The organism is Dysgonomonas sp. PF1-14 (assembly GCF_029892965.1).
Lineage (GTDB): Bacteria > Bacteroidota > Bacteroidia > Bacteroidales > Dysgonomonadaceae > Dysgonomonas.
The window spans coordinates 100929-112563 of the sequence record NZ_JARXWN010000015.1 but is presented as its reverse complement, the minus strand read 5'-3'; the positions used below and the strand labels follow the sequence as shown (position 1 = coordinate 112563).

At 42.0% G+C, this 11635-nt stretch carries 9 protein-coding genes, 1 tRNA gene and 1 pseudogene; 9 read left to right on the top strand and 2 right to left on the bottom strand.

What is annotated here, in order from left to right; all coding sequences use genetic code 11:
- The 5 genes and pseudogenes from M2448_RS16335 to M2448_RS16315 all read left to right on the top strand — a co-directional run.
- Positions 1-1263: pseudogene (locus M2448_RS16335) on the top strand (hypothetical protein); the annotation flags it as partial.
- A 219-nt stretch (positions 1264-1482) separates the two neighbouring features.
- Positions 1483-2094 (top strand): Type 1 glutamine amidotransferase-like domain-containing protein, encoded by a 612-nt coding sequence (locus M2448_RS16330; protein ID WP_280647190.1) that lies wholly within the window; start codon positions 1483-1485, stop codon positions 2092-2094.
- A gap of 14 nt (positions 2095-2108) precedes the next feature.
- A complete protein-coding gene (locus tag M2448_RS16325; protein WP_280647191.1) occupies positions 2109-2996 on the top strand; it encodes a hypothetical protein in 888 nt (295 codons plus the stop codon).
- A gap of 31 nt (positions 2997-3027) precedes the next feature.
- Positions 3028-3690 carry a GNAT family N-acetyltransferase gene (locus M2448_RS16320; RefSeq protein WP_280647192.1) on the top strand — a complete coding sequence of 221 codons (663 nt, stop codon included), beginning with the start codon at positions 3028-3030 and terminating at the stop codon, positions 3688-3690.
- Positions 3687-4319, top strand: coding sequence for a hypothetical protein (locus M2448_RS16315; protein WP_280647193.1), 633 nt, complete (start codon positions 3687-3689; stop codon positions 4317-4319). The genes M2448_RS16320 and M2448_RS16315 overlap by 4 nt, the downstream gene beginning before the upstream one ends.
- Before the next feature lie 52 nt (positions 4320-4371).
- On the opposite strand, the gene M2448_RS16310 is transcribed toward M2448_RS16315, so the two are convergent.
- Positions 4372-4453 (bottom strand) — tRNA-Leu (locus M2448_RS16310).
- Positions 4454-4670: 217 nt separating this feature from the next.
- Between M2448_RS16310 and M2448_RS16305 the strand changes: the two genes are divergently transcribed.
- The gene (locus tag M2448_RS16305; protein WP_280647194.1) at positions 4671-6431 is read left to right on the top strand and encodes a DNA polymerase III subunit gamma/tau; all 1761 of its coding nucleotides are present in this window, start codon (positions 4671-4673) and stop codon (positions 6429-6431) included.
- 110 nt (positions 6432-6541) lie between these two features.
- Positions 6542-8440: an amidophosphoribosyltransferase gene (locus tag M2448_RS16300; RefSeq protein ID WP_280647195.1), complete on the top strand. Its 1899-nt coding sequence runs from the start codon at positions 6542-6544 to the stop codon at positions 8438-8440.
- An 87-nt stretch (positions 8441-8527) separates the two neighbouring features.
- Here M2448_RS16300 and guaA read toward each other — a convergent pair whose 3' ends face one another.
- A complete protein-coding gene (gene guaA, locus M2448_RS16295; RefSeq protein WP_280647196.1) occupies positions 8528-10048 on the bottom strand; it encodes a glutamine-hydrolyzing GMP synthase in 1521 nt (506 codons plus the stop codon).
- A 178-nt stretch (positions 10049-10226) separates the two neighbouring features.
- On the opposite strand from guaA, the gene M2448_RS16290 reads away from it, so the two are divergent.
- On the top strand, positions 10227-10559 hold the full coding sequence (locus tag M2448_RS16290) for a zinc ribbon domain-containing protein YjdM (RefSeq protein ID WP_280647197.1): 333 nt from the start codon (positions 10227-10229) through the stop codon (positions 10557-10559).
- A gap of 95 nt (positions 10560-10654) precedes the next feature.
- Positions 10655-11479: an MBL fold metallo-hydrolase gene (locus M2448_RS16285; protein WP_280647198.1), complete on the top strand. Its 825-nt coding sequence runs from the start codon at positions 10655-10657 to the stop codon at positions 11477-11479.
- Positions 11480-11635: the final 156 nt, after the last annotated feature.

Genomic DNA, 11635 nt, shown 5'->3' with positions numbered 1-11635 from the left:
GTGCTCGAATCGGCCGTAGACATGATAAAGATGATACGCAACTACCCCTCACTGGCGATGTGGTGCGGAGGAAATGAGATAAAACCACCCCACGATATACTGGTTCCCCTGAGAGACTCTATATTACCCAAACTGGATGGTACCCGTTGGTTTATAGACTATTCCAACTCAGACGAGCGGTCGTACAACTTCTTGGGCGGTAACGGCGACGGCCCGTACACCATACAGCCGGTAGAAGTCTTCTGGCAGCAGCGCACATGGCCATTCAACTCGGAAGTAGGCTCAGTAGGCGTAGGCGATTACGAGTCGCTGGAGCGTTTTATCCCCAAAGAGAACATGATAGCTCCCCGCTACAATCCGAACGTACAGTTTGAAGAAGAAGCCGACCCCGTATGGACATACCACACCTATTCGGGAGTAGGCTACAAAGGGCATATCGTCCCTTACGGCGAACCAAAAGATGTAAAAGACTTTGCCATGAAAGCCCAGTTGGTGAACTACGACCAGTACAGAGCGCTGATAGAAGGCTTCAGCTCACACATGTGGGACTGGTACACCGGAACGATAATCTGGAAGACCCAGAACCCTTGGACTTCGATGCGCGGGCAGATGTACGACTACTACCTCGACCCCAATGCCTGCCTGTTCGGCTTGCGTAAGGGTAGCGAGATGCTGCATGTAATGTGCAATCCGGTCACCAAGCGTTCCATGATCGTAAACAACGGCTTTGAAGAAGTGAACGATATGATGTTCGTTGCCCGGTATTACGACATGGCAGGCAACGAAACCCTGTTGATACAGGAAATAGCCTATATAGACGCCTCCGATGCCAAGATGCTTCTGCCGTTGGAAGGTATGCTCAAAGACAAGCTCAAAGACGACGGCGGCTTCCTTTACCTGCAATTACTGGACAGAAGCGGGAAGTTGTTGAGCGATAACTTCTACTGGTACCCCAATGCTGAAGGTAAATACAGCGGGCTGAACAAGATGAAGCAAGCCGATATAAGTATATCCAGCAAGCAACTATCTGCCGGAAAGATGGAAGTAAGCCTCACCAATGCGAAAGGCGGCCCTGTTGCCTTCTTCAATAGAATCTCACTTGTAGACTCAAAGACCGGCAAACGTATTCTTCCTGCTTTTTATAGTGATAATTACATATCGGTAGTTCCGGGCGAAACCAAGACGATAACTGTCGAATACACCCCTGAGCCGGGTGTGACACCGAAGATCGAGGTTCTGGGCTGGAATACGGAGAAGAAGTAAAAAATTAGAAATACACACATCCTATTAATACACACGTTATAGGGATTTTTTTATTAAGGTTGGAAAACTGCCGGATGCGATATCCGGCAGTTTTCGTTTTGTTTGTACCAACCTGTATAATTTCTTTATGGAATTATCTATAGCGAAAGGAGCTGTTATTATCTTGGAAAAATAATTATATTTATGGACTTAATGTGATAAACAGAGAATTGTAACTATATGAAACGATTATTCTTATCATCTTCTTTTGCCGATGTAGCAGACTTGTTTAAAGAGTTCGCAAAAGAAGATATTAAAGGAAAGGCTGTCACCTTTATCCCCACAGCGAGTAATGTAGAGGAAGTAAAATTCTATGTCGATCTGGCAAGAGAGGCTTTTAGAGAAATGGGGCTGATTGTTGATGAGCTCGATGTCTCTAAGATGTCAGGTGATAAGATGACGGCGAAGCTGAAAGAAAACGACTATATCTACATCTCGGGAGGAAATACATTCTATCTGCTTCAGGAGTTAAAAAGATCAGGAGCAGACAAGATGATTGCAGACGAGATCAACTCGGGGAAATTGTATATCGGAGAATCTGCCGGTTCTATGATTGTATCGCCGGATATCGAATATGCAAAAGAGATGGACGACTTTAAGAAAGCACCAGATCTGGATACATTTTCGGCGTTGAATATCATCGACTTTTATCCGCTGCCGCATTATAAGAGCTTTCCTTTCGAGGAGGCTGTTGAAAAGATAATTGCTAAGTACGGGGCGAAATTGAATTTATATCCGATCAGCAACTCTCAGGTAATATTGGTGGAGAGGAGTAATGTGAGGGTTAAGTGATAAAAGAACAAAATATGGATAGTTTATTTATGGGTTGCATAAAAATATGCATAAAATGCAGCTTTTTATTTATAGTTGGTTTATTTATGAGTTGTAAATTGAATCTTTCTGTGAAATATACAGAGCACGATATTCTGAGTGAATTGGATGGCGCTTTCCATAAAAAAGTAAGCAAGTATTATCCGGTTGGTAATTCGGATGATATAAAGTATATTTTCTTTTTAGACCTAGAACATGGATATTGTGAGACTGCAGGAAGCAGAATTCATTTATATGCAGATTCTGTAAATTGGGCGATTGTTTTTGAAAAGAGCGGTTATCAGAATCGGGGCGATTATAGTGGTATAGAATTGGCTTATATAGGAAACTGTATTAAGTATATGACTGAACATTACAATGGCTATAACTATATAGCAAACTCCAAAAGCATCAGCCTTGTTTCACATACAGAGTATGAACGCATAAGAAATAAAGAGGGTGGAGAGGGTGAGCAATTTGAATTGATAAGTGATTCGGTAAGATTTGTCAGAGTAAGAGATAAGCTGATTAATATAGAATACGATCCCCAATTATTTATCAAAATGGGAATTGTCAGGGAATATAATAACCCAAGAAACTTAATGAGTTACGGCGGGCTGGTAAGATATTTGAATGACACACAACCTTCGGTTGTTCAAAGTACAGAATCGGAGATAAAAGAGCAGTTTTTAAAAGATATTCCTAAAATAATGACATTAGATGAATTTCATTACTTCAGTATTTATAATGAAGATAATATTCCTAGTAAGCAGGAATTATTTCAACTAATAGCTAAAATATTGGTGACGAGAGATTCTACCCTATGGAAACCAACAAAAGAGCCTAATAATCATTGGTCTAACTGGGAATCTGGTAATTTGTAAAAGCGAGAGTGTGTAACGGAGATTATAGAATATGAACAACTTTGAAATAAAACAGATACAGCATTCTGAGATTGATGAAGTGGCAGTAGTACTGACAGATGCCTTTTATACCAATCCGGCATATTCTGCTGTTTTCAAAGATAAAAGTCAGCTAAGAGAAGGCTTGTTGTGGTTGTTCCGGACAAGCCTGCTGATGAATAACCGGAAACAACCGTTGACAATGGTTGTAAAAGAAAAGAGCTCAAGTGCGATAGTCGGAACATATTCATTAATTCCTCCACAAGGTGTATCAAATAGTATCTCCATATATTTTCAAATCGGTATACCCCGCTTCATTTCAAAGTTTGGACTCAGTACTTTGATCAGAATGCTTAGTCTGGATGCAAAGAATAAGAAACTATTGACGGAATCGCTGGAAAATCAGGAACATCATTATCTGTCTATGGTCGTTGTAAAAGAGGAGTACAGGGGTTGTGGCATCGGCTCTTTAATGGTCAGGCACGCAATAGACCGTCTTGTGGCTTCCGGCTCTGCTTGCCATCTGTTAGGGCTAACTACACAGTTACCCGAAAATGTGGTATTTTATTCCCGCTTGGGATTTGACAAACTCGATGAAGGATATGTCACTTTTAAAGAGAACAGGTATTATAATTGTAACATGAAGTTAGATTTGATGAAAGAGGGGATCGGATGAAACAAGTATTGAGAAAAATAAAACCAAAAACCCTTAAGTATATTGGCTTTGCATTTTATGTCTTGTCGTTTATTTATTTCATTCGTTGTACCATCTATGAATATCCTTATTTCCCGATTACTGTTCCATTGCTGGCTGCCACTTTCTGCTGTTTGATAGCAGAGAATAATACAGAGCATATTACCGATTCAATTATGCTAATTGTATTTTTCCTTGCGTTTACATTCTTTTCATATTTAGATTTAAAAACTAAAACAGATAACTTACTTGAAGGTTATGCAACAACAAAAGGCAGAGTAGTAAATATAAAATTTCATACAGCGACGCCAAATTCGCATTCAACGGTTTTTTGCAGATTCCTTCTATCTGATGATAAAATACATACTATTTGTAAGGATTATTCTACGATTCCCCCGTTTAAATATAATGATTCTGTATTTGTTGTATATCAGAGTGATAATTTTGATAATGTCTGGTTTTTTAAATCCAAAAAAGAGGTTGACAAATGGATAAAGAAATCATCTTTCTCAAAATTCTGGGAAGAGGCGTATTGGCTAAGGCGTATCGTAATAATATTTATATTATTTGGCATTATTCCCTATGTTTTATTGAAAGTAAAACGACACTAATATATTAAAAAAAGCGACAAAAAGAAGAAAATCTTCAATTTGTCGCTCTCAGTGCGGATGAAGGGACTCGAACCCCCACGCCTCACGGCACCAGATCCTAAGTCTGGCGCGGCTACCAATTACGCCACATCCGCGTAGCTAATTGCGTTAGCGGGTACAAAGGTATAATTATTTTTCTTAAAACAATGCTTTCTGTCGAAAAAATGAATTAATAATGAAATATGGAGGAGTATTCTGTGGATATATAGGTTCTACATGTCTATTTTGGTATATGAAGGTAATCACATTTTTTACCTTTTTAGTTTCCGTTTTTTTTCATAGCTTTGTATTGCTAAAAGAGGAAAGATAAGAATGGATAACTATATAGTTTCGGCTCGGAAATATCGCCCGATGAACTTCAATTCGGTTGTAGGGCAACGGGCATTAACCACCACACTGAAAAATGCGATCGCATCGGGTAAATTGGCGCATGCCTACCTGTTTTGCGGACCACGTGGAGTGGGGAAGACCACCTGCGCCCGTATTTTTGCCAAGACTATAAACTGTCTTTCTCCGGCTGCCGATGGCGAAGCATGCAATCAGTGCGAATCGTGCGTGGCTTTCAATGAGCAGCGTTCGTTTAATATACACGAACTCGATGCCGCATCGAACAACTCGGTAGACGATATCCGTTCGCTGATAGAGCAGGTAAGAATACCGCCACAGATAGGAAAATATAAGGTATATATTATTGACGAGGTACATATGTTGTCTCAGGCGGCTTTCAATGCCTTCCTGAAGACATTGGAAGAACCACCTCACCACGCTATATTTATTCTGGCTACTACCGAGAAACATAAGATACTGCCTACTATTCTTTCGCGTTGCCAAATATACGATTTCAGTCGTATCACGATTAAAGATACTGTCGAGCATCTTGAATATGTCGCTTCACAGGAAAATGTACAGGCAGAACCCGAAGCACTGAACGTACTCGCTCAGAAAGCTGACGGAGGGATGCGCGATGCCCTTTCTATATTCGATCAGGTAGTAAGCTTTACAGGTGGAAATGTGACCTATAAGGCAGTTATCGAGAACCTGAATGTATTGGACTATGAATACTATTTCAAACTGACGGATTGTATTCTTACAAATAATGTCGTAGAAGGATTGCTGATACTGAACGAGATACTTAGTAAAGGCTTCGACGGCAATAATGTGATAACGGGGATCGCATCTCATTTCAGAGACTTGCTTTTGTGTAAAGACCCTAAAACAGCCGAACTGTTCGAAGTGGGAGCTTCTATTCGTGACCGTTATATAGAAACGGCAAAGAAATGCAGCAATGAGTTTCTCTATAAAGCGATAGATATAGTCAACGAAAGTGATCTCAATTACAGGCTCAGCCGGAATAAACGGTTACTCTCCGATCTGACGATTATAAGGCTCTGCCAACTATCTTCCCCTAATGGTTTGGAAGATCAAAAAAAAAAGCAGGTAATTGAACCTGTATTTTCAAATCAGGCTCCGGCTCAGACATCGCCGTCCAGACCTGTACAATCTCAGACGCAACCACAACCGACTGCAAATGTAGCTGCAACTACACCACAAACTAGTCCCGTTTCCAGAATTACACCTCCGAAAGTGGGTGAGCCTTCAGTGTCTGCTGCTCCAAAAGCCAGTACGGGAGGATTAGGTATTTCCATATCAGCATTAGGACAGAAAAAAGAGCAGGAGGCAGACAAGCCGGCAATGACTATTGAGGTGCTCAATGAGCGCTTTACTCCATTGCAGCTTATCAATGAGTGGAAAGCCTATGCCGAAGAGCTGACCGAAGAGCATCATCTGAAAAATACAATGTTGAACTGTTTGCCAAGCCTGTTAGAGAATTCAGTCTTCGAAGTGGTTGTAAACAATCCTGTTCAGGAGCAGCGATTGCTTGAAAATAAGATGGATATTCTGTACAAACTGAAATCTCAGCTTCGTAATACACAGTTACAGATGCAGGTGCGTATCAGCGAGGATAATGAAAAGAAACTGGCTTTTACCCCTGCCGAAAAGTTCAACCTGATGATGGAAGAAAATGAGAGCCTTCGCAAGTTGAAAGACGAATTCGGATTGGAACTTAGCTGAATAATAGGCCGACTATTTATGATTTCTACATCTCGATTTTTCTAGGTTTGCGTTGAAAATCATATTATCTTTGTAGCCTCAAATAAACATTCTCAAGAAGGAGATTATCTATGACAGAGCCTTTAAAGCACGAATGCGGTATTGTAATGATACGCTTGCTAAAGCCGCTTAACTACTATCAGGAAAAGTATGGAACATGGCAGTATGGACTGAACAAGCTGTACTTACTAATGGAAAAACAGCACAATCGTGGACAGGAAGGTGCAGGGTTGGCTGTGGTGAAGCTTGATTCGCCTCCCGGCAGCGAGTTCATTTTCAGAGAGCGTGCGACAGGCTCGGGTGCCATATCTGAGATTTTCTCCAATGTCTACAAAAATTATGAAAAGGTAGATTCCGAAAAGCTGCACGACCCGGTATATGCAAGCCAATACTTGCCATTCGCCGGAGAACTGTTTTTGGGGCATCTGCGCTACAGCACTACAGGAAAGACCGGCATATCATACGTGCATCCTTTTATGAGGCGTAACAACTGGCGGACGCGCAATCTGGCACTGGCGGGTAACTTCAACATGACAAATGTAGACGAACTGTTTGCTGAACTGCTTGCAGAAGGGCAGCATCCGCGTGACTTTGCCGATACATTTGTTTTGCTCGAATCGTTGGGTCACCATCTTGACAGGGAGGTACAATACCAGTACGATAAATATGGAAAAGACCGTAAGGTGAAAGGTGAGGAACTTAACAAGATCATTGCGGACAATCTGGACATACATTTTCTGCTCAACAAAGCGAGTGAGAAATGGGACGGAGGTTTTACCATTGGCGGACTTATCGGTTGCGGTGACGGCTTTGTCTATCGCGATCCGTGGGGCATACGACCTGCATTCTATTATCACGATGACGAAATTGTCGTGGTAGCATCGGAGCGTCCTGTGATACAGACAGCTTTGGGGCTGGATGTGCCGGATATTAAAGAGCTGAATCCGGGACAGGCCATCATAGTGAAGAAGGACGGACGTGTGATGTTCTCCCAAATACAGGAACCTAAGAGGGTGACACCTTGTTCATTCGAACGTATATACTTTTCGCGTGGTTCGGATGCCGATATTTACAACGAACGCAAGGAGTTGGGTAAACTGTTGCTAAATCCTATACTTAAATCTATTGACTCGGATATTCAACATACGGTCTTCTCTTTTATACCGAATACAGCCGAAGTGGCTTTCTTCGGTATGACGGAAGCACTGAACAAGCACATGAACGATGTGAAGCTGCGTAAGATCACTGAAAAAGGTCCTTCTATAAAAGAAGAAGAATTACAGCGAATACTGTCGATGCGTGTGCGAACAGAGAAGGTTGTTATCAAAGATATCAAGCTTCGTACATTTATCGCACAGGATGGTAACCGTGAAGACTTGGCGGCACACGTTTATGATGTCACATACGATTCTATCCGTCCTTACGAAGACAATCTTGTAGTGATCGATGACAGTATTGTGCGTGGAACAACGTTGAAACAAAGTATAATCAAGATGCTTGACCGCACTCATCCGAAGAAGATTGTGATCGTTTCATCCTCTCCTCAGATACGTTACCCCGATTGCTACGGGATAGACATGTCGCGCATGAGCGAATTTGCAGCTTTCAGAGCAGCCATAGAGCTTTTGAAGGAAAGAGGCATGCAATCGCTGATAGATGAAGTATATCGCAAATCGCTGGCTCAGAAAGATAAGCCGAAAGAAGAGATTGTAAATTATGTGAAGGAGATATATGCACCGTTTACAGATGAAGAGATTTCTGCCAAGATGGCCGAAATGCTGACACCGAAAGGTACGCAGGCTAAGATAGAAATCGTTTTCCAGAGTATAGAGAATCTGCACAAAGCTACACCTGATCATAAGGGCGACTGGTATTTCTCTGGCGATTATCCTACACCGGGCGGAAACAGAATGGTGAATACGGCATTCCTAAATTATATAGAGGGTATTGAATTGAGAGCTTACAAATAATCTGTAACTAAGATTTATATAATACAATGAGGGCTATCGTATGATAGCCCTTATTTTTATCTCAGTTCTTGGTGTTTATTAGATCTACTACTCCCACTCTATCGTTGCCGGCGGTTTCGACGAAATGTCATATACCACACGGTTTACACCTTTTACCTTGTTGATGATCTCGTTCGATACCTTCGCAAGGAATTCATAAGGCAGATGTGCCCAGTCGGCAGTCATTCCATCAGTAGACGTAACAGCACGCAAAGCAACCGTATTTTCGTATGTGCGTTCATCGCCCATTACACCGACAGATTTAATAGGGAGAAGAATTGCTCCTGCCTGCCATACCTTGTCGTAAAGATTATTCTGGCGAAGCATACGGATATAAATATCATCGGCATTCTGTATGATCTCTACTTTCTCGGGAGTGATATCTCCAAGTATGCGAATACCTAGTCCGGGACCCGGAAACGGATGTCTTCTGATTAGTGATTCCTTCATGCCAAGTTCAAGTCCTACGCGGCGTACCTCATCTTTGAACAATAGGCGTAGAGGTTCTACCAGTTTGAGGTTCATCTTCTCAGGTAAACCGCCTACGTTATGATGCGATTTTATAACTGTTCCGGTAATAGATAGCGATTCTATTACGTCAGGGTAGATAGTTCCCTGTCCCAGCCATTTTATATCTTTCAGCTTGTGTGCTTCTTCATCGAATACATCAATAAATCCTTTACCAATGATCTTACGCTTGCGCTCAGGATCGGTTACTCCTGCAAGCTCTTTGTAAAAGCGTTCTCTTGCATCTACACCGATTACATTCAGTCCCAGATGTTCGTAGTCTTTCAATACAGTTTCGAACTCATTTTTGCGTAACAATCCATGATTTACAAATACACAAGTCAGATTCTTGCCTATTGCCCTGTTCAGCAAAACAGCCGTAACGGAAGAGTCCACCCCACCCGAAAGCGCCAGAATGACTTTATCGTCACCCAGTTGGGCTTTCAGTTCGGCAACAGTAGTATCTATGAACGAAGCCGGACTCCAGCCCCTTTTAGAATGGCATATATTGAGGAAGTTGCTCAACAGGCGTGTACCGTCTGTCGTATGATATACTTCAGGGTGAAACTGTACAGCCCAAGTCTCTTCTCCTTTTACCTTGTAGGCAGCTGTTTCCAGATCTTCTGTTCCAGCCACAGCCTCAAAATTGTCGGGGATAACAGTAATAGAATCTCCGTGCGACATCCATACCTGCGAACCCTCCGATATTCCGTCGAATAAAGCTACTCCCGGTTTTATCTGTGTGAGATGTGCCCTGCCATATTCGCGGGAATCGCTTTTTTCTATTTTTCCTCCCGATGTATATGCCAGATACTGTGCTCCGTAACAGATACCCAATACAGGATATTTGCCCCTGATCTGGCTGAGGTCAGGTTTGAAAGCATTGGCATCGTTTACCGAGAACGGACTGCCCGATAGGATTACTCCTTTTACAGAGTCGTCTCCGAAAGGAAATTTGTTGTAAGGTACTATTTCGCAGTATGTATTTAACTCTCTGATCCTGCGCCCGATCAGTAGGGTGGTCTGCGACCCGAAATCGAGGATGATAATTTTCTCTTGCATAAGAAATAATGATAAGAGGGAGTTGTTATTTAATGAGTGCAAAGATACATCATTTTTTGGTATATTAGTCATAAGCTTACCCTGTTTAGTCCTTAAATTTGGTGTAAAATACTGTCTATTTGCAACCTGTTTCTATTTCCCTTATCTTTGTGGCTTTAACACTAAAAAACTAGCTAAAATGGAAGGAACTCCGAATTGTCCGGTGTGCAGCATGGAAAATACGTATTTCGATGGAACATCATTTGTATGTCCCGATTGCTTTCACGAATGGACAGGCGAAGCCGGCACAGAAACAGAAGACATGATACCCAGAGACAGTAACGGTGCTGAACTGATGGATGGCGATGCCGTAACCGTAATTAAAGACCTGAAAGTAAAGGGATCGTCGATGGTGATCAAACGAGGAACAAAAGTAAAAAGTATCCGCCTGACGGAAGAACCGGAAGAGGTGGATTGCAAAATAGACGGATCGAGCATTGTGCTCAGAACCGAGTTTTTGAAGAAAGGCTAATCATGCTTTGTAAAGGATAATTTATACTAAGTGTTCATAACTTTAACGTTACGGACACTTTTTTTATTGGCGATACTCCATACCTTTGTAAGGTTATGCAATACGATTTATTTACACAACACAAATATAAGTTCTTCAGCATGGGTAGTGGCAGCAGCGGTAACTGTTACTATCTGGGCTCCAGCGAATGCGGTATTCTTATCGATGCGGGCATAGGTATACGCTCTGTTCAGAAAGCATTGCGCGAATACGGTGTGCCGTTCCATAAAATAGTCGCCGTATTGGTAACTCACGATCATGCCGATCATATAAAGACAGTAGGTTGCTTCGGCGATAAATACAATATTCCTGTCTATACCACCGAAACCGTTCACGAAGGTATTCTCCGTAACAGGGTAGTGCAGGCAGACCTTACCCGCTCACGACGGATTATAAAGAAGGGAGAACCTTTTACCATAAACGATTTCCGTATAACAGCATTCGATGTGCCTCACGACAGTATAGAGAACGTAGGCTATCATATCGAGTTCGATGAGCAGACCTTTGTGCTTGCGACCGATGTGGGCAGCATTACCGATACTATAAAAGAATATGCCTGCCGTGCCAATCATCTGGTAATAGAAGCCAATTATGACGAATATATGTTGCAGGCAGGTAAGTACCCTTATTATCTGAAACAACGTATAGGCAATGGCATGGGACATCTCAGCAACCGTTTGTCTGCCGAATTTATAGGGAGTATATACAACGAGAAGATAAAGAACATCTGGCTGTGCCATCTCAGTCAGGACAACAACCATCCCGAAATAGCTTATAAAGCTGTAGAAGAAGCCTTATTGCAAAATGGCGGGATAGTAGGAAAAAATGTGAGGCTTGAAGCTCTGAGCAGGTATAAAGTCTCCGGACTGAGAGAGTTTTAAGTCTCCGGTTTTGCAATAGCCTCAAGAGTTTTGGCAGAGTGGACGATGTGCCGACATGCCATTTCGGGCTTATAAAATAATCTTAATTAGCTGCTGTTCCCCGTCTGTTTTCGGATAATGTTAGTATCTTTACCTATAACTAAACTTTATTGGATA

Excerpts from the sequence above, each read along its gene's own strand:
- M2448_RS16325 (WP_280647191.1), top strand. The coding sequence starts at position 2,109 with ATGGATAGTTTATTTATGGGTTGCATAAAAATATGCATAAAATGCAGC.
- M2448_RS16285 (WP_280647198.1), top strand. The coding sequence starts at position 10,655 with ATGCAATACGATTTATTTACACAACACAAATATAAGTTCTTCAGCATG.
- guaA (WP_280647196.1), bottom strand. The coding sequence starts at position 10,048 with ATGCAAGAGAAAATTATCATCCTCGATTTCGGGTCGCAGACCACCCTA.
- M2448_RS16315 (WP_280647193.1), top strand. The coding sequence starts at position 3,687 with ATGAAACAAGTATTGAGAAAAATAAAACCAAAAACCCTTAAGTATATT.
- M2448_RS16300 (WP_280647195.1), top strand. The coding sequence starts at position 6,542 with ATGACAGAGCCTTTAAAGCACGAATGCGGTATTGTAATGATACGCTTG.
- M2448_RS16305 (WP_280647194.1), top strand. The coding sequence starts at position 4,671 with ATGGATAACTATATAGTTTCGGCTCGGAAATATCGCCCGATGAACTTC.
- M2448_RS16320 (WP_280647192.1), top strand. The coding sequence starts at position 3,028 with ATGAACAACTTTGAAATAAAACAGATACAGCATTCTGAGATTGATGAA.
- M2448_RS16290 (WP_280647197.1), top strand. The coding sequence starts at position 10,227 with ATGGAAGGAACTCCGAATTGTCCGGTGTGCAGCATGGAAAATACGTAT.
- M2448_RS16330 (WP_280647190.1), top strand. The coding sequence starts at position 1,483 with ATGAAACGATTATTCTTATCATCTTCTTTTGCCGATGTAGCAGACTTG.